The 20,541-nt window shown below is 43.0% G+C and carries 10 protein-coding genes; 7 read left to right on the top strand and 3 right to left on the bottom strand.

All coding sequences use genetic code 11. The annotated features are described in order from the left end of the window. Nucleotides 1-80 precede the first annotated feature (80 nt). Nucleotides 81-1,553: a PLP-dependent aminotransferase family protein gene (locus R8P61_36215; GenBank protein MDW3652580.1), complete on the top strand. Its 1,473-nt coding sequence runs from the start codon at nucleotides 81-83 to the stop codon at nucleotides 1,551-1,553. Here the strand turns inward: R8P61_36215 and R8P61_36210 are convergent. Beyond that, complete coding sequence (locus tag R8P61_36210) at nucleotides 1,550-2,518, bottom strand: glycoside hydrolase family 130 protein (GenBank protein MDW3652579.1); 969 nt, start codon at nucleotides 2,516-2,518, stop codon at nucleotides 1,550-1,552. The two genes, R8P61_36215 and R8P61_36210, sit on opposite strands and share 4 nt — an antisense overlap. 32 nt (nucleotides 2,519-2,550) lie before the next feature. On the opposite strand from R8P61_36210, the gene R8P61_36205 reads away from it, so the two are divergent. Together R8P61_36205 and R8P61_36200 are read left to right on the top strand one after the other, a co-directional pair. Next, nucleotides 2,551-4,410, top strand: a complete 1,860-nt coding sequence (locus R8P61_36205) for a sodium:solute symporter family protein (protein ID MDW3652578.1) — start codon at nucleotides 2,551-2,553, stop codon at nucleotides 4,408-4,410. A gap of 33 nt (nucleotides 4,411-4,443) precedes the next feature. Further along, a complete protein-coding gene (locus tag R8P61_36200; GenBank protein ID MDW3652577.1) occupies nucleotides 4,444-7,857 on the top strand; it encodes a c-type cytochrome in 3,414 nt (1,137 codons plus the stop codon). 362 nt (nucleotides 7,858-8,219) lie between these two features. Here R8P61_36200 and R8P61_36195 read toward each other — a convergent pair whose 3' ends face one another. Further along, nucleotides 8,220-10,463 carry a GH92 family glycosyl hydrolase gene (locus R8P61_36195; GenBank protein MDW3652576.1) on the bottom strand — a complete coding sequence of 748 codons (2,244 nt, stop codon included), beginning with the start codon at nucleotides 10,461-10,463 and terminating at the stop codon, nucleotides 8,220-8,222. A gap of 48 nt (nucleotides 10,464-10,511) precedes the next feature. Between R8P61_36195 and R8P61_36190 the strand changes: the two genes are divergently transcribed. Then, nucleotides 10,512-10,862 carry an L-rhamnose mutarotase gene (locus R8P61_36190; GenBank protein MDW3652575.1) on the top strand — a complete coding sequence of 117 codons (351 nt, stop codon included), beginning with the start codon at nucleotides 10,512-10,514 and terminating at the stop codon, nucleotides 10,860-10,862. 1 nt (nucleotide 10,863) lies between these two features. Here R8P61_36190 and R8P61_36185 read toward each other — a convergent pair whose 3' ends face one another. Beyond that, complete coding sequence (locus tag R8P61_36185; protein ID MDW3652574.1) at nucleotides 10,864-11,943, bottom strand: LacI family DNA-binding transcriptional regulator; 1,080 nt, start codon at nucleotides 11,941-11,943, stop codon at nucleotides 10,864-10,866. A 533-nt stretch (nucleotides 11,944-12,476) separates the two neighbouring features. On the opposite strand from R8P61_36185, the gene R8P61_36180 reads away from it, so the two are divergent. From R8P61_36180 to R8P61_36170, 3 genes are all read left to right on the top strand, one after another. Then, on the top strand, nucleotides 12,477-15,527 hold the full coding sequence (locus R8P61_36180; GenBank protein MDW3652573.1) for a SusC/RagA family TonB-linked outer membrane protein: 3,051 nt from the start codon (nucleotides 12,477-12,479) through the stop codon (nucleotides 15,525-15,527). A 52-nt stretch (nucleotides 15,528-15,579) separates the two neighbouring features. Beyond that, nucleotides 15,580-17,157 carry a SusD/RagB family nutrient-binding outer membrane lipoprotein gene (locus R8P61_36175; protein MDW3652572.1) on the top strand — a complete coding sequence of 526 codons (1,578 nt, stop codon included), beginning with the start codon at nucleotides 15,580-15,582 and terminating at the stop codon, nucleotides 17,155-17,157. 77 nt (nucleotides 17,158-17,234) lie between these two features. After that, nucleotides 17,235-20,540 carry a VCBS repeat-containing protein gene (locus R8P61_36170; protein MDW3652571.1) on the top strand — a complete coding sequence of 1,102 codons (3,306 nt, stop codon included), beginning with the start codon at nucleotides 17,235-17,237 and terminating at the stop codon, nucleotides 20,538-20,540. Nucleotide 20,541: the final 1 nt, after the last annotated feature.

Genomic DNA, 20,541 nt, shown 5'->3' with positions numbered 1-20,541 from the left:
GATTTGCAATTATGAAGTAAAGCTAATAGATTTCCGGTACCCTCACGTATGCCAGTTTTTATAACTTAGATAGTCCGGATATGCTGCCTTATAAAAATCTTATCAAATTAGATCGGAACTCCAATCATCCGGTTTTCCTTCAGATTGTCAATCAATTGATCCTGATTATTCAGCGAGGTCAATTGCAGCCTTCTGCTAAGCTTCCCGGCTCCAGAAGTCTTTCTCAAAGCCTCAATGTCCACCGCAATACAGTTGTAAAGGCCCTCGAGGAATTACAAGCTATAGGTTGGATAGAGATCATTCCTAATAAAGGCGCCTTCGTGGTTGAAAGCCTGCCTGTTTCCACTCCTAGTAATTGGCAGGAAGGGGATACATATGAAGGTTCAGGGAAAGAAGCATTTTCATTCTATGAATACCCGGAACTTTCGGCACCTTATTCCTTTGAGCATCCTCTTTCTTTTGACGATGGTCTTCCCGACATCAGGCTTGCACCTATAGATGAATTGGCCAGGGCTTATGCGCGCAATATGAGGCACTTAGCTCATAAGAAAAGACTGACCTATACGGATGCAGCTGGTAACAAAAAGCTGAAAGAGCATTTGGTGAAACTTTTGAATGAAAGCAGGGGCCTAAATATAGATGAAGAAAACATCATGATTACCCGGGGGACGATTATGGCCATTCACTTATCTATTTTGGTTAGTGTCAGGAAGGGAGATAAAGTGATTGTAGGAGAAAGCAATTACCAAACGGCAAATACCATTCTCACACATTTCGGAGCAGAATTGAGGAAAGTGCCTGTGGATGAAAATGGCTTGCAAACGGAGGCTATAGAAGAGCTTTGTCGGAAGGAAAAAATCCGGGCCATTTACCTAACCTCCCATCACCATCATCCAACGACCGTCACCCTTAGTCCTGAGCGAAGAATTCAACTACTAAGTCTGGCAGAGCGATTCAACTTCCTCATTTTAGAGGACGATTATGACTATGACTACCATTATAAAAACACCCCGATTCTTCCCCTGGCCAGTGCCGAACAAAAAGATCGGGTTTTGTATTTGGGATCTTTCACCAAAGTATTGGCTCCAGCTTTTCGGGTGGGGTATTTGGTGGCTCCCAAACGGGTAATTAAAGAACTTCCCAAATTGAGACGCCTTATAGACCGCCAAGGGGATATCGTGCTAGAGCAAAGCATGGGAGATCTGATCGAAGACGGAAGTTTGCGGAGACATTTGCGGAAATCATGGAAACTATATAAGGAAAGAAGGGATTATGCCTGCCAGATTCTGGAAGAGGAATTTTCTGACTATCTCAGTTTTAGAAAACCGGCGGGTGGTATGGCGATATGGACCAAGTTTGATAAGAAACTCAATTTGATAGAACTGAGTAAAGACTTGTTGGAACGCGGACTCTTTCTATCCAGCGGAACCATCTTCAATGAAATCGGGAAAAAACAAAATGCTTGTCGCTTGGGATTTGCTTCTCTAACTAAAAAGGAATTAGATCAGGCCTTTGGAATCCTGAGAGATGGAATACAAGCCAAACTTTCTTAGAAATTATGTTCTTTGATGAAGGCCAGAATCTCAGATACATAGCCAAACGCCAAAGCGGTAACGGTATCCGCCGCTCCATAATAAATGGCTAGTTTATCTCCCTCTTGCAAGGCTGCACAAGGGAAGACTACATTGGGAACATCGCCAGTCAATTCATATAATTCTGCAGGGGCGAGTAAATAACGTCGGCTACGGTAGAGGACCTTTGAGGGATCTTCCAAATCGAGGATGGCCGCTCCCATCGAATATCTATACCCATTGGCAGTATTGATCACTCCATGGTAAATAAAGAGCCAACCTTCTTCTGTGTAAATGGGAACCGGACCCGCTCCAATTTTTAAACTCTGCCATCCACTTTCCTCAAACGGACTAACCTGCATGACCATTCGATGCTCTCCCCAATATTTCATGTCAGGACTATAACTCAGAAAGATATCTCCAAAAGGGGTATGTCCATTATCACTGGGTCGACTGATCAAAGCATATTTTCCCTGTATTTTCTGAGGAAAAAGAACACCATTTCGGTTAAATGGCAAAAGGGCATTTTCGCATTGATGAAAAGTCTTGAAGTCATAGGTATACGCAATGCCGATAGTAGGACCATAGTACCCATTGCACCAGCTCACCCAATATTTATCGTCAATCTTGCAGACCCTTGGATCGTATTTATAACTGGAGTGGAGAATCTCCGGATGGTCTGATTGCATTTGGATAGGGGTATCCTCAATTTCCCAATTGAGCCCTTCTTTACTAAATCCTGCATGGATATTCATCTGGACACTGCGATTATCACAGCGAAAAACTCCTGCAAATCCTTCTCCGAATGGAACGACTGCACTATTGAAGATGCTATTCGAACTAGGTATATGATATCGGCCGATAACCGGATTTTGGGAGTATCTCCACAAAATATCGCCGAATCCCTCCGGCCGATCTTCCCAGGGAATGTTAATATCCATATTTATGCATACTTTTAAGGAAAATTCCTTGCTACTACATGAGCCTACATCCGATCGATATAAGCATAATCCTTGCCTACCTGATTTTCACTATCTTCATTGGCTTTTGGATTTCGAAGAAAGCTTCCAAAAATCTAAATTCCTATTTTTTAGGGGATAATCAAATAAAATGGTATTTCCTGGGCCTTTCAAACGCATCGGGAATGTTTGATATCTCAGGGACTATGTGGACAGTCACCATCCTTTTTGTCTATGGATTAAAAAGTGCATGGATTCCCTGGCTTTGGCCCGTCTGGAATCAGGTATTTGTCATGGTCTTCCTTGCCGTCTGGCTGCGAAGGTCCAATGTCATGACAGGAGCCCAATGGATCACCCATCGCTTTGGTGAAGAACGAGGAGCTCGACTTTCACACATTATCGTTACCGTATTTGCAATCATAAGTGTCTTTGGATTCATCGCCTATTTCTTTGTCGGAATTGGGAAGTTCGCCGAAATATTTTTCCCCTGGGATCTGTCTTTTAGTCTGGCTTCTTTAAATTTTAGTTCGGCAGAATCCTATGCGATGCTCATTATCGCTATTACCACTTTGTATGTCATCAAAGGGGGAATGTATAGCGTGGTACTTACCGAGGTGATACAGTTTGTAATTATGACCATCTCCTGTCTGGTGATTGCCTATATCGCTTTTACAAGTGTGAGTGCTGATCAAATTTCAGAAGCAGTTCCCGCAGGTTGGAAAGAACTATTTTTTGGTTGGGAGCTTAACCTGGATTGGACAGGATACCTGGATTCTGTCAATGATAAAATTGATCAGGATGGCTTCGAATTGATTGGCTATCTGGTCATGATGATGATATTCAAAGGCATCTTTGCCAGTCTGGCAGGTCCAGTACCGAGTTATGACATGCAAAGAATTCTTTCAACTCGTACGCCCTCAGAGGCTGCTAAAATGAGTGGGCTTACCATGTTGGTTTTGTATTTCCCGCGATACTTGATGGTTACAGGTTTTACCGTACTCGCACTGGTTTTCCTGATCCCTGAATTTGAGGCTATGGGGAGTAATATCGATTTTGAAACCGTACTTCCCCTCGCAATTGAGAGATTCGTTCCAGTAGGATTCAAAGGTTTATTGCTAGCTGGATTATTGGCGGCCTTCATGAGTACTTTTGCCGCCTTTATCAATTCTGCTCCGGCTTATGTGGTAAATGATTTATATAAAAAGTACATCAATCCCCATGCTTCCGACAAAACCTATGTTCGCTATAGTTATATCTCTTCTCTTATCCTGGTTGTAATAGGGGTATTTGGCGGATTTTTTGCCGATTCGATTAATGCACTGACCGTTTGGATTACTTCAGCTCTCTATGGAGGGTATGCTGCCGCAAATGTATTGAAGTGGATTTGGTGGCGATTCAATGGCTTTGGATATTTTCTCGGCATGTTGGCGGGATTGATAGCCGCTACTTTTGTCCCTGGTTTGTTTCCGGATACCTCTGCTATTTATCTTTTCCCCATTATCCTTGCCTTCTCATTCGGTGGATGTATCCTTGGTACTTTTATTAGTCCTCCCGATAATCGTGAAGTACTTAAAAGCTTCTACAAACAAACCCGACCCTGGGGATTTTGGAACCCCATTATTGAGGACCTCAAAAGAGATGATCCTGGCTTTGAACCAAATAATGACCTTGGCAGAGATTCTTTAAATGTGATTGTCGGTATAATCTGGCAAATGACATTAACCATTATGCCAATCTATATTATGATCAAGGAATTTGGACCTTTCTGGATAGCCTTTCTGGTATTCCTGCTGGGAACATATTTCCTCAAAGTAAATTGGTATGACCATTTACATAAAGCAGATTTGAGTCTGATAGAAGAGAAAAAATCAAAGGTTTAAAAAACCGTCTATATACATTACACTACACTGCACATGAAAAAAATAGCTATTCTCATTGCAGGATTGATCACTTTATCAATCTTTAGTTCATGCAATGAAGAGAAGAAATTAGAAAGATTTACTTACCCCAGAAAAGTATTGAAACTAGAGGATAGTAGAGCTGCTGAAATCGCAGAAGAGATCCGAGGAGAAGTTGCCGCCGAAATTGCAGACGGATTGGAACTGAGTCTATGGGCATCTGATTCTTTGATGACAGACCCTATCGCAATTAGTATCGATGATAAGGGCAGAATCTTTTACAGCAAAGCTAACCGCCTTACAAATTCTGAGTTTGACATTCGTGGACATAGAGATTGGATGACGCAATCCATTTCCTGGCAGAGTGTGGAAGACCGGAGAAAATTCCTAAGGGAAACATTCGCCGAAGAAAATGAACAGGGCAAAAGATTTCTCAAAGATCTCAACCAGGATAGTACCCTTGATTGGCGAGACCTTACCGTAGAAAAGGAACAAATATGGTTTGTGGAAGATTCCTCCGGAGACGGAATTGCGGATCGAGCACAAATGTATATCGAAGATTTCCATGAAGAGATAACCGATTTGGCAAATGGAGTAGAAGTTTTTGATGGGAAAGTCTATATCCCGGTTGGCCCCGATTTTTGGAGAACAGAAGATATAGATGGAGATGGAATTGCAGACACCCGTGAATCTATCAGTCATGGATTTGCGGTACACATTGGCTTTGGTGCTCACGGAATGTCTGGAGCGAAAATGGGACCTGACGGACGCATTTGGTGGGGGATAGGAGATATAGGCATGAATGTGCTTGATAAGGAAGGCAAACGTTGGAAATATCCCAATCAGGGAGTGATCGTCAGGGCTGATCCTGATGGAAGTAATTTTGAAGTCTATTCCCGCGGCTTGAGAAATACCCATGAGTTTGTGTTTGATCAGTATGGGAACCTTATCTCTGAAGACAATGATGGAGACCATAGAGGCGAAAGAGAAAGACTGGTTTACCTGATCAATGGCTCGGATACCGGCTGGCGGACCAATTGGCAATTCGGGAAATACACAGATCCTGAAAATAATGGCTACAAGGTCTGGATGGATGAGGGATTAAATATTCCGCGATGGGATGATCAACCTGCTTATATTTTACCCTGTATCCAAAACTACGTCAATGGACCTACCGGTATGGTTTACAATCCCGGTACTGCATTAGGAGAAGAATGGTATAATCACTTTTTCATATCAGAATTCAGAGGTACTCCAGCCAGTTCTCCTATACATGCCTTTACCCTAAAACCTAAGGGCGCATCTTTTGAATTGGACAGCACAAGAATTATTGCAAGTGGCTTACTGCCTACCGGTCTGGATTTCGGTCCTGATGGTGCTTTATATTTTGGAGACTGGATCGATGGATGGACGACAAAGTACAAAGGGCGCATTTGGAAATTGGATGTAGCTGAGGGGGCTGATTCTGAAATCCGCAAAGAAACGGAAAGTCTGATGACCGCTAATCTGGCGGAAAGAAGTGGAGCAGAATTGACAAATCTACTGCAACATCAGGATATGCGCATCCGTCAAAAAGCTCAATTCGAATTAGTGAAAAGAGGAAATGAAGGATTCGAAACCCTGGTTTCGGCCACCGAACAAAAAGAACATCAATTGGCACGCGTGCATGGTATTTGGGGAATAGCTCAAATGGCCAGAAAGAAAGCTTCTTATGCTCGGGCTTTGGTTCCCTTACTTGATGATGGAGATGATGAAATAATCGCTCAGGCTGCCAAACTTCTAGGGGATGTCCGATATGAAGGAGCCAATGAAAAATTGATCTCTTTACTTAAACATCAAAACCCGCGTATTCGATTTTTTGCCACGGAAGCTTTAGGCAGAACTGCAGAAAAGAAAGCCTTTGATCCAATTCTGAATATGTTGGAGGAAAATAATGATGAAGATGCCTGGTTGCGTCATGGTGGAATCATCGCTCTTTCTCGCATAGAAAATTCTCAAGGCCTGGTGGATTTATGCAATCATCCTTCTACAGCTCTTAGAATTGCAGCTGTCGTTGCCCTCCGAAGAATGCAAGATCCGGGCATCGTTTGTTTCCTTCAGGACAAAGATGAGTTTATCGTTACAGAAGCTGCTCGTGGCATCAATGATGACTGGTCCATCGAAGCGGCATTGCCTGCCCTGGCAGATATCCTGAATGAAGAAAGATTCTCCAATGAAGCCCTGATACGCAGAGCCATAAATGCCAACCTCAGGGTCGGGAAAGAGAAAAACCTACAAAACCTTGCAGACTATGTGCAAAGAGGTTCAGCCAGTCCTGAATTGAGAGCAGAAGCCTTAGCGACTCTCGGGGGCTTTGCCAGGCCTTCAGTTCTGGACAGAGTAGATGGTAGATATAGAGGAGAAGTAGTAAGAGATAGCTTGCCCGTCGTAAATAAGTTCAAAACTTTGTATAAGGAGCTTTTCAAAGACGAAGAACAAGCTGTTCGTATTGCAGCCATCGCTGCGAGTGCGAAACTGGGATTACAGGAAGTTGAGACTATGTTATTTGACCATTTGGAAGGTGAGGAAACAGAAGATGTCCAGGTAGCATCTCTTCAGGCCTTGAAAAGTTTGAAAGCAAGTAGACTGGATGAGGCGCTTGAACTCGCTCTGGGTAGCAAGAACAATGCAGTACGGTCTACAGCCCTTAGTATTTTACCTGAATCCGATATTGAGGAGGCCAAAGCAGTTGATTTGTTTAGCTCGGTATTGGCCAAAGGGACTAATCAAGAAAAGATGGCTTCCCTTGCAGCCCTCGCGACTTATAATAGCGAAGCAGCGATAAAAGCGTTAGAGAAGCCCCTCAATGATTTGATCAGAGGGAGGGTAGCGAGAGATTTACGTTTGGATGTGGTGGAAGCCGTAGAAACCCAAAACAATCCTCAACTCATGGAGAAATTGAAGGCTTATCATGCTTCTAAAGGAGAGGGGCTACTGGCAGAATATGAGGAAACTCTGTATGGAGGAAATGCGAGAAGAGGAAGAAATGTTTTCTATCGACATGAGCAGGCCCAATGCGTACGCTGTCATGCAGTCTTTGAATTTGGAGGAAATGCTGGCCCCGGACTGGCCGATGTGGGTAAAAGATTGAGTAAAAAACAGATTCTTGAGTCCATGATTGATCCCAGTGCCGCCTATGCGCCCGGTTTTGGAGTTGTAACCTTAAGGTTGAAAGAAGGAGAGCCAGTGGTAGGAGTGCTAATGAAAGAGACGAACAGAAGTCTCACCATCCGGGTGGCAGAAAATGATATGAGGGAAGTCCCGAAAAATAAGGTAGCCGAAAGGATCAATGTTCCTTCCAGTATGCCTGCAATGGGAAATATCCTGACAAAAAGAGAGATCAGAGATTTGGTAGCCTTTTTATCTGGACTGAAGGAGGCTGCACATTAGGAAAGTCTATGATTAACATCAAGGGGATTGCTTCGCTCTTTAATAAGAGCTCGCAATGACAGCTCGAGTGAGGAGGCAAATCAGCCTGTCATTGCGAACGAAGTGAAGCAATCTCCTTGCCCTCTACTTACCATTACGAACAGATTGTTTCAATTCAAAACTTCCCTAAGATATTGAATTTATTATGGAACAATTGCTAGGAGTACTTTTTATAATACTCGGACTTTATTCATTTAATAATGCCTACTTAATGGAAGAAGTAAAAGAATACGATGTGCTCAAAAGGACTAGATTAATAATAGGCGGTATTTCAGCAATTATGTTGGGAATTATTCTACTCTTCAATCTTTGGTAAAAACTTTCTAAGAATTTCTGTTATCACTCATGAAAATTTCAATAATAGCACCCGGCTGTAAATCGGAATAATCAATTCTCCATTCCTGCAACTCCTTCCCATTTAGCATCACCTTTTCCACATACTTATGTTGGCGGGAATTATTATGGACTTTTATCTGAAAGTAGCCTTTCCCCTGCCAGACCTTAGCTTCCTCAATAAGGGGTCTTCCAATATGAAATTCTGCTTTACCAGGAGTCAATTGATACAATCCCAAGGCATTGAGAACATACCAGGCCGACATTTGGCCACAATCTTCATTTCCAATAATGCCATCTGGGGTAGGGGTGTAGAATTCATAGAGGATCTGGTCCAGAACTTCCTGTGTCCTCCAGGGGCGATCTGAGTATTGATACAGAAAGGGAACGTGATGACTGGGTTCGTTTCCATGGGCATACTGCCCGATAAGTCCGGTGATATCTGCTGAAGCATTTTCCCCGGCTATCTCAGAAGAAGTCGTAAATAAAGAGTCTAACCAAATCCCCAGGGCTTCTTTCCCACCCAGCAATTCTCTAAAACCCTCCGGATCATGCAATACCAAAGGGGTCCATTGCCAGGCATTGCCTTCGATATAATCTGAATGCTCATGATCTGATAAGCGCGGATTGAATTTTGTTGCTCTGCTTCCATCCATATTGAGTCCTCGCATAAATCCTACCCCCGGATCAAAGTACTTCTGATAGGCAGCTGCTTTTATTCGATACTTTTCTTCTACTTCTTTATTCGCCATGCCTTTTGCTATCTCTGCTACACACCAATCATAGTAGGCCATTTCCAGGCCATAGGAAACGGAAGCATTACTACTATCGGCGGGGATGAATCCATGAGCTTCTTTGAAATAGATTTGTTTAGGCATGACACGTTCCGCCCGTGTTCCTCTATGTTTTCGATTGAAATCCTCCTGCCAGGAGGATGCTTTGACGCTTGCATCGAGCAGCTGCTCGGGGATGGAGTCTATCATGCGCTTTGCATAAGCATCTGCCAAAATTGCAACGGCAGGATATCCCACCATGGTTCCCGTATAATTTCCATTCAGGGCCCATTTTGGTAGAAGGCCTCCTTTCTGCGAATGATCATACAAATCATAAGCCCAGCTTCTGGATCGGTCAGGCTCAATGATCGTCATGAGCGGATACCAACTCCGAAACACATCCCATAAAGAATAGACGGTATAGCTGTCTTCGACTCCTTTGGTATAGATTTTCTGATCAATTCCCCGAAACCTTCCATCCAGATCAGTGAAATTCATGGGAGCGATCTTGCTATGATACAGAGCGGTATAAAAGTTCTTTTTGATAGCTTCATCTGCCGTCTTGATCTGGATCTTGTCCAATTCCGATTTCCATTTCCTTTGAGCCTCTTTTTTATGTTGTTCGAAAGAAAGGGAAACTGTTTTTTCCAGGTTTTGCCTCGCTCCCAATTTATCTACTGAAGAAACACTGATTCGTGCTTCCAAAGCTTGATCTGATGGAGCAAAACTTAAAAAGGCAGTCATAGCAGTTGCTCGCGCGATCTCGCTATTTTCCTGCATATTACCATCTACTTTCAAATCTATCTTGTCCAGGGCTTGATTAAAGCTGATGCGGAACCAAATCGGATCATCTTTAGCCCAACCAGAAGTAAATCGAAATCCTTCCAGGCTATAATCATCAACCTTCCTGATCTCAGAAGAAATCAATTTATGTCCCCAATTGGGCTGTAAGATATGTTCGAGATCGATCATTATACGGGGAGTGGCATTTGCCGGATAGCTGAATGTATATATAGCAGTATGGGAGGTGGCCGTCATTTCTGCAAATATTTCCCAGGGCTTAACTTTTATCCCATAATATCCGGCTTCCGCCTCTTCGCTTTCATGATCTAGTTCAGCTATGGGCTTGTTTTCTCCCACTTCCCCCAAAAAGGGCAGAATCAGAATATCTCCCATATCACCTATCCCGGTTCCACTCAAATGGGTTTGGCTAAAACCATAAAGCAGGCTGTCATCGTAGTGATATCCACTGCTGGCATCCCAACCCATAATATGGGTGTCGGGTCCCGGCTGAATACGCGCATGCGGAAGGACTGGACCTGGAAAGGTATGGCCGTGGAAAGCTGTGCCGATCAAAGGATCGACGAAATCCAATACAGACTGTTCTTGACTCTCATTCGGTCTACAACCGCAAGAAATGAGGATAAATAGGAACGTGATTTGGGAAAGATGCTTAATCATGTGCGAGCTATTTGACAAAAACACTAACTTCTGGAAAAATAAGGGAACATGCCTTCTAGAAAATTTAGCCTGTGCCTGGATTTGAAAGATAATCCGGAGCTAATCACCCAGTACAAAGCCTATCATGCTCCCGGTGCGATTTGGCCCGAAATCAAAGAGAGTATTTATGCATCGGGAATCGAGTCTATGGAAATTTTTCTTTCCGGAAATCGATTGTTTATGATTATGGAAGTAGACGAAAAATTTGATTTCGAAGAAAAATCACGTCTGGATGCTGGCAATCCCAAAGTGCAGGAGTGGGAAGAGCTTATGTGGAAATTTCAACAAAGCCTTCCCTGGGCAAAAGCAGGAGAAAAATGGATATTGATGGAAAAGATCTTCGATTTAAGCCAGCAATAGCCTATATCAGGAGTTTAGTCCTGTTTCTTTTATTTTTCAAATAAAAGATCAAATTCTCACGACTAACGATATCTATGGGTAGTAAATGTTCATCGGGCATTTCTTTTTGGAAGGCGAGCGTTTCTGCTACATGGGCCACCGAGAAGAATGCCTGGGAACGAGGATTTTGATTGATGAGGAAATCGATATTTCCCTCTTGCAAAAATCGAGTATTTTTTTCGATCAGGTCATATCCCACAAGGCTGATCCTTAGGTTCAACTCACTTAATACCTCTGCTACTACAAAGGCTTTGGAGCTACTGACCCAAATGCCTGAGATATTTTCGTTTTCCAACAAAAATTTTCGAATCTCCGCCAGTTGATCTTCTATATCAGAATGTTGGATGCTCAATCGAAGAATTTCAATATCCGAACGTTCAGAAAGATAGGCCCGGAAACCTCTTTCCTTTTTCTTAAGGTGAATCGCATTTTCAAATTCTTCATCATTGATATGAACAATGAGGAGTCTGCTGGCATCCTTGTCAAGCAAATGGAGCAGTTCTGCCCCCAGACGGCCACTTTGTATCATATCCTGTCCTACAAAAGAAGCTTCCACTCCTTCTTCTGGCGGGGTATTGAAGGTATTGTATGCAATGGATCTTTCTTCACAGACTTGATATACCTTTTTGGCTTCCTGGGAAAAGGCAGGTACTAGTACAAGTCCATCAGGATTTGCTTCCAGAATTTTATCAAAGGCCTCCATAAAGGAGCCCGCTTCGCTTATCGTGAAGAAGTATAGCTCGATGCTCACACCATAAGATTTAAATTCTTTGGCAGCATCTTTAATGCCCTTGTAACAAGTCTTCCAGTATGCATCGCTCTGATAGTCCGGCATAAGAACAGCTACGTAGTAGTCTTTGCTATTCTTTAGACTTCTGGCGATAAGATTGGGGTGATAATTAATTTTTTCTAAAACTTCATTCACTCGAATAAGAGCGTCTTCTGAAACTTTTCCCCTATTGTGCAAGACCCTGTCAACAGTCCCTCTGGATACCTTAGCCATCTTGGCTATATCCTTTATGGTATAGCTTTTCTTTTCCATTACATAACAAATATAAAAAAAATTGGAAAATCTTGTATCCGATATATAAAGGTGTGCACGTGCAAAAATGCGTTGTGCACGTGCACAATAAAAAATAATTTATTATACTTGTCAAAGGATATCTTAAAGAATTAACAGATTTTCTTGAATTTGAAGGACTACTTAGGTTAAAATCAGGGTTTTAACCCCAAAAACAGAGGAAATAATAACAGTGGGGAAGGCTTACAGTAACTATAGGAATTGCTATGATTAACTATCACTACTGCAGCAACTCAATCAAATTTTCACAACTCGATTGCAATACTGCCTTAATTGCAAGACTTTATTTCCACCACATTTCTGATTGCGACTAGCAAAAAAAATATACCGATCGTCATGGTTGGCTGATCGGAGTAGAAACTACTAATCATCGTTCTTTACAATACATTTAGCCTACGGAAACTAATTTAATTACTATGGTAACTTGTACTAACACAAGAAATATCCTTAGATCGATATTTCTGAGCTGTTTGGTCTTTCTATGTTCCTCAAGCATGATGGGCCAGACATTACCTGTTGAAAATTCCTCGGTAGCTGTACTTACGGAGCTCGCTCCTGAAGTAGCCACCTATAGAGGAAGTATCACAGGTCCTGATGGAGAAGCCCTTGCGGGTGCATCCGTCAGAGTAAAAGGAACTACCCGTGGTGCCCTGGCCAATAATCAAGGTCAGTATGAAGTTGAAGCCAATGCCGGAGAAACCCTGGTATTTAGCTACATCGGATACAACACCCGGGAGGTTCTATTGGGAGATAATACAACTGTCAATGTCAGTATGGAGGTAGAAGATGCTCTAGCTGAAGAGGTTGTTATTACCGCCCTTGGAATTGAACGTGATGCGAAATCACTCACCTCTGCTGCTCAAAATGTAAATACTGACGATTTATCAAAAGCCAGAGCCCTCAATGTTGGAGAGTCTCTATCCGGAAAGGTTGCGGGTATATCCGTGAGCCCTTCAGGAGCAGGAGTTGGCGCTCCCGCACGGATCATCCTTAGAGGAAACCGATCTATTGCAGGAAACAGTCAGCCGCTTTACATCGTAGATGGAGTACCGATTCTGGGGGATATCACAGATGTGAATCCAGATGATATTGCTTCCATCTCCGTATTGAAAGGTCCTAATGCTGCGGCCCTTTATGGTAACCGTGCAAACAATGGAGCCATCGTTATAACTACCAAGTCCGGAACTGCAGGTGGATATAATGTGAGTGTGAGTACAACCTATCAGGCAAATCAGCCAATTATTCTGACCGAATACCAAAATGAGTATGGACAGGGTAATACAGGTCAATATTCACCAGCTTCAGAGCAAGCCTGGGGACCAAGAATGGGAACAACGGTTGACCACTGGTCTCCAGACCCAAATTTCCCAACTCAATCTTATACGCTAGCTGCTCAACCCGACAACGTAAGTGATTTCTTCCAGACGGGTTACAACTGGGCAACCAACTTTGCCATTAATGCAGGTACGGAGAATACCCAGACGTATTTCTCTTATACATTCACTGATGCCGAAGGGATTGTCCCGAATAATAATCTCCGTAGACACAATGCGCACATCCGGATAACCAATAAATTGGCCAATAAATTGACCTTGGATACAAAGTTGAACTACATCCGTGAAGATGTAGACAATCAGTTGCCACAGGGTGAGAACTTTGCCAATCCTGTTCGTCATGCCCTACGCCTTCCAAGAAACATCAGAACAGAAGATGTTTCTATTTTTGAATACACAGATGCCGAAGGATCGAATAGACAGCACTATTGGAATCCCGGTTCAAACGGGGGAGCCAATCCTTACTGGTCGATCAATCGTGCCACCAATCAGAGAGATGTAGACCGTATTATCGGATTTGCCAGCTTGAAATATCAGCTAACGGATGAGATTTCTATTCTTGCTCGTACTTCTCTTGACCGCTTTGTAAGCCAGGGAGAAGACAGACTTTGGGTAGATAACTATATCATTGGTGACAATGGACGCTATACCGTAAGTAGAGGAGAATTCTACGAATGGAATAATGACCTCTTGATTACTTATGATAAGTACCTTACAGATGACCTTTCTTTGAATGTAAATCTGGGAGCAAATACTCGTAAGGAAAGAGGATCTACCTTGAGTGCAAATACAGGAGATGCATTGATTGTACCGAACTTCTTTACCATCGGTAACACCTCTGATAACCGTGCGACTCATAGCTTTGGTTCTCCAAGAGATGTAAATTCTATCTATGGTTTTGCTCAGTTGGGATATAAAGACGCAATCTATTTCGACATAACGGGTCGTAATGACTGGAGTTCTACTTTGCCTACGGACAATGCATCATTCTTCTATCCATCATTTGGATTGAGTGCTATCCTTTCTGAGTTAACAGAAATGCCTACCTGGATCACTTTCTTTAAATTGAGAGGATCTTATGCGATTGTGGGTAATGATACGGGTCCTTTCCAAACCTTGCGTACTGCTAGTGTAGGTGCAGGTGGAAATAATGGATTCCTGGCCTTGAGTACTACGATTCCTAATGAGAACTTGCTTCCTGAGGAAACAACTTCTTTGGAATTAGGAGCTGACCTTCGCTTTTTCAACAACCGCGTAGGACTTGACTTCACCTGGTACCAGACCAACTCCAAAAACCAGTTATTCTCCATCGCTCTACCTGTAGGTTCAGGAGCTTCTCAGTTCTTTACCAATGGGGGAGATGTTGAAAATAAAGGTATCGAAGCCGTACTTTCTTTACGTCCGGTTCAAACTTCTGATTTTCAGTGGGACATCTTGTTCAACTTTACTCGTAACAGAAGTACAGTTGTTCAGATCAATGACCAAAGACCCAGTATTTCTGTTGCTCAGGACTTCCTACGCTCATTCCGTATCGAGCAAGGCAGACCCTGGGGTGAGGTTTATTCCCGTGGATTCCAGAAAGATGATCAAGGCCGTGTAATTGTTGGAGACAATGGCTTGCCATTGGTAACCAATGGATTGACCGAACTGGTTGCCAACTACAATCCTGACTGGTTAGGTGGTTTGAGAAATGAAATTTCTTACAAAGCCATCAACTTGAGCTTCCTGGTAGATGCGAGAGTAGGAGGTAGTGTAACTTCCCTTACCAATGCAATTATCTACGCAGATGGTTTGACTGAGCAAACCCTTCAGGGGCGCGAAGGTGGCTTAATCTTCGGTCAGGACGGTTTCTTTGACGAGTATACAGCTGTAACCGAAAGCGGAGAGCCTAATAATATTGCAACTACTGCTGAGGATTTCTGGAGAAATTTTGGTGGACGTAATGCTCCTGTAGGTGAAGCTTTCTCTACAAGTGCGACCAACGTTAGATTACGTGAGTTTGTACTTGGATACAGATTGCCCCTTAAGACAACAGCTATAACAGGCGTTACCGTTTCTTTAGTCGGACGTAACCTCTTCTTCTTCTATAATGCTGCTGGTGATCTTGATCCGGAAGTATTGGTAGGAACAGGTAAAGCTGCTGAAGGATTCCAGTCATTTGGTCCTCCAACGATGAGATCTTTCGGAGGAAGTATAAAAATTGACTTCTAGATATAACAAAAATCATATATGTTTGTTAACTTATTGACATATAGACAGAAACATGAAATACTTTAAGCTTTTAATCATTGTCCTGTTAGCAGGTGCTCTTTCCAGCAACTGTACCGGGGATTTTGAAGAACTTAATACAAGGCCTGATGCCTTGATTGCTACGAATGTAGATGCTTCTCTTTTGGGACAGGCATTTGCCAGAGGGCAATACTACGGAATGCACGGATTGCACTGGCGATTCCAAATCTCTCAGAGTTTATTCTCTGATTTGTACAGCCAGTACTTTGCTACGACTGCAGCGAACTTTGACTCTGACCGTTATGTAGAAGTAGGTCGCTGGATTGATCTGGCTTGGTCTTCTTTCTACGGACAGGCAGCCCCTAACATCAAATTTGTTGAAGACTTTGCCCGCGATAACGGACTTCCTCTGGAAGAAGCTATCGCCAAAGTTTGGAGAGTTCAGGCTTACCATCGTCAAACTGACTATTGGGGTCCGATTATCTACTCACAATTTGGGAACGGGGAGACCAGCGTATCTTATGACAGTCAGGAAGATATCTATAATGATTTCTTCACTACCCTTGACGAAGCTATTGCTACCCTGGAATCAAGCAGAGGAGGAAATGCCTTTGGAGCCAATGACCAGATTTATGGAGGAGATGTCGATCAGTGGATCAAGTTTGCAAACTCTCTTCGCCTTCGTCTGGCAATGAGAATTGCATATGCCAATCCTTCAAAAGCTCAATCTGAGGCTGAAAAAGCTTTCTCAGGTGGAGTTATGGAAGTAAATGCTGACAACGCATTTATGATCACTACGGCAAACTCTCTCAATCCTTATACGACTATCACCAACTGGGGTGAGTTTCGTATGAGTGCTTTGATGGAAAGTATCCTGAAAGGATATGAAGACCCAAGAGCGGGTATCATGTTCAGTCCTGCCGCTTCTGGTGATCAGGATGGTGATGGATTCTTATATGAAGGTTTGAGAAATGGTCAGGCCAAAGTGAACAAAGTTCCTGAATTGAATGGAAACAACTCTGATATTGGTCAGTCCTGGTTGCCAGTAGGTAAAGGTGGATCTAATCCAGCTATCCAGATTATGACAAGAGCAGAAGTGTTTTTCCTTCGTGCTGAAGGTGCCCTCCGTGGTTGGAACATGGGAGGAACTGCTCAGGACCTGTATGAATCAGGTATCCGTGCTTCTATGGAAGACCGTGCCGGAGCAGCTGCTAGTGATATAGATGCTTATATCGCAAGTACTAATACTCCTGCAATTGGTGGAGATCCTGCAGAACCTAATTCTGCTCCTCCTTCTGATATCCCTGTAGCATATGATGCCGCTGGTGATTTTGAGCGTCAGCTTGAACAAATCATTACGCAGAAGTGGATCGCTATCTATCCGGATGGATGGGAAGCTTATGCAGAAGTGAGAAGAACAGGATATCCTAAACTTTATCCTCTGTTGAATTCAGACAATCCTGATTTGGGAACGACTGATATCTTCAGAAGAATGACCTATGTAGATGGTGAATTTAGTAATAACGCGGATGCTGTTACCGCGGCTCAAAGTCATCCAGAGTTAGTCGGTGGTGACAAAAACAGCACAAAAGTATGGTGGGATAAGAAGTAATTCTATTTCCACAAAAATAAAAAGTACCGACCGCTTGGTTGGTACTTTTTATTTTCCAATTTTCATTAAAAGCCCTTATGTCTCTGTCTAAGATTCTCATCGCAGGATTTCTCCTGTTTATTGCCGGATGCACTCAGACTCCTGAGACATTGTTTGTTGAAATCTCACCTTCTCAAACCGGCATAGCCTTCAAAAACCTCTTGAGAGAATCTCCCGAATTTCATGTACTCAATTATGGATATTTCTACAATGGCGGAGGAGTAGCTATTGGAGATGTGAATAATGACGGATTGCCAGATATCTATTTCACTGGAAATATGGTGGCAAGTCGTCTTTATCTGAATAAAGGAAACTGGGAATTTGAAGAAGTGGCAGAAGAGGCAGGAGTTGCAGCTGCAGGATTATGGAATACAGGGGTTACGATGGCCGATGCAAATGGAGATGGCTGGATGGATATCTACGTCAGTCGCTCGGCAGCAAATCTTCCGATGAGAAGGGAAAATCTTCTTTTCGTCAATAAGGGTAAAGAAACAAATGGTAAAGCTGTTGAATTTGTTGAGATGGCAATAGTGACCGATGTGCATGACAATGGCTATGGAAGCCAGGCCGCATTCTTTGATTATGACAGAGATGGCGATTTGGACCTCTACGTGCTCAATCACTCGGTCCAGGAATATGCGGGATTCAGCCGCTTTCTCCCCTCTAATAAAAAAGGACATAATCCCTTTTATGGAGATAAACTTTATCGCAGTGAGTTGGTCAATGCGGCAGGAAGCCCTCCGGGTTTTGGCTTTACAAATGTCACCAAAGATGCAGGACTCATCACCAATGCTTTAGGATTTGGTTTAGGGATCTCTATAGCAGATGTAAATCGGGATGGCTGGCTGGACATGTATATTTCCAATGATTATAATGAAGAGGACTATCTATACATCAATCAAAAAGATGGCAGCTTCAGGGAGAGTATCAGGGACTTTACAGATCATGTATCCATGTTTTCTATGGGTTCAGATGTAGCGGACCTGAATAATGACGGTATGCCGGATATCATAAGCCTGGATATGTTGCCCGAAGGGCATGAACGCCAAAAGATGACTTCCGGCTCAGACAATTACCAAAAATACCAAATGCTGATTGATGCCGGCTTTCACCATCAAAGCATGAGAAATATGCTCCAGCTCAATCAGGGAAACTCCTTTGTAGAAGTTGGACAAATTTCAGGCATCTCCAATACCGATTGGAGTTGGTCAGCCCTGATCGCAGATTATGACTTGGATGGATGGAAAGACATTTTTATCAGCAATGGCTATGAAAGCGATTATACCAATATGGATTTTCTTGCTTTTGCAGCCGACGAACAAATCAAAGCTGAGAAGGAGAATAAAGAAGTAGCAGTTGCTGAACTTCTCGCAAATATCCCTGCGATCAAAGCCCCCAATTATCTCTACCAGAACCAGGGCGACCTAAGCTTTGTGAACCAGGCTGATGAGTGGGGACTGGGAGGCGATCATCTCTCCAATGGAGCTGCTTATGCAGATTTGGATTTGGATGGCGACCTTGATCTGGTGGTCAACAATATCAATGAAGTGGCTTCTGTATATCGGAATTATAGCCGGGAAAAAAGCGGAAATCACTTTCTCCAGTTAAAACTGGAAGGAGCAAAATTTAACACCATGGCTATTGGGGCGGAAGTAACGCTCGAACTCAAGGATAAAAAGCTCACACAGCAAGTCATGACAAGCAGAGGATTTCAATCCTCGGTTGAACCTATCCTCACCTTTGGGTTGGGTAAGGATTCAGTAGTAAAAAAGATTCATATCAACTGGCCGGACGGAAGCTATTCGGTACATGAAAAGCCAGCGATCGATACACGGATAGAAATCAAACAGGAAGATACTCAGACGAGAGATTCCCAACCAACTACCGCTTATTTCTCCGAAATTGAAGGCGAATGGGGCAGGCATACCGAAAACAATCACAATGATTTTAACCAACAACCTCTTTTGCATCATTTCTTCTCTACAGAAGGCCCAGCTTTGGCAGTAGGAGATGTAAATGGCGATGGAAGAGAGGATGTCTTTCTGGGAGGAGCCAAAGATTCTCCGGCTCAAATCCTTTTACAAAAAATGGATGGAAGTTTTGGAAGTAGTTCCAAGGCGATTTTTCTCAATGACCAGGAAGCTGAAGATGTGGATGCTATCTTTTTTGACGTAGATGGAGACAAAGACCTGGATCTTTATGTGCTAAGCGGAGGTAGTGAATATACAAGTGCAGATGAGGCCTTGCAGGATAGACTTTATATTAATGATAGAAATAGCAACTGGGTCAAGGCCGAAAGTGCGCTTCCAGAAATGCTGATAAGTGGGGGAGTAGTAGCTCCTGCAGATGTAGATGGTGATGGAGATATAGATCTCTTTATCGGAGCACGTCAGATTCCAGGAACTTATCCGCTATCTGCACCCTCATACATGCTAATTAATGATGGAAAAGGAAACTTTACGGCCGATACACATCCTCGCTGGAAGGAAATGGGCATGATTACAGATGCTAGTTGGACAGATTTGAATGGAGATGAGCAAGCTGACCTTGTTTTTGTAGGAGATTGGGAAGCGATAAGGTATTGGATAAATGGGACCGAAGAGTTTGTGAGCCTGCCCAATAGTGAAGGCTGGTGGAACAGTCTGGAAATTGCCGATATGGATCAGGATGGAGATATGGATATGATTGTCGGCAATCTGGGCCTGAATAGCCAAATAAAAGCAAGTCCGACAGAACCCGTTGAGCTTTACTATAAAGACTTTGATCAGAACTCAGCTATTGATCCTATCCTTTGCTACTATATAGAAGGAAAGTCCTATCCCATGGTCTCTAAAGATGATCTACTTGCCCAATTACCGATGTTGAAATCCCGCTATGTTCGCTATCAGGATTATGCAGACCAACAGTTTCAGGATATCTTTACAGAGGAGGAAAGAAAAGATGCCGGCTACCTCAAGGCTGTCGAACTCAGAAGTATCTATATCAAGAATAAAGGAAATCTGAATTTTGAGATAAACGCTCTTCCACTGGAAGCTCAGCTTTCTCCTATTTACGCAATTGAAGTCTTGGATGTAAATGGAGATTCGAATAAAGACCTTATTCTTGCTGGTAATTTATATGGAACCCGGGTGAAATTTGGTCGATATGATGCCAATCATGGCATTGTTTTGTTGGGAGATGGTAGCGGAAATTTCTCTGCACTTTCCCCTACAAAAAGTGGACTGAATGTGAAAGGAGAGACACGAGCGATCCGTATTCTTGACAAAGATTCTGAATCTCCCCGCTTGCTCTTTGGGCGAAGCGATTTCCCCTTGAAGCTTTACCAGTTTACTCCTACTCCTTAAT

This window comes from Bacteroidia bacterium, assembly GCA_033391075.1.
Classification (GTDB): domain Bacteria; phylum Bacteroidota; class Bacteroidia; order J057; family J057; genus JAWPMV01.
This window is presented reverse-complemented; position numbering and strand designations above follow the sequence as displayed.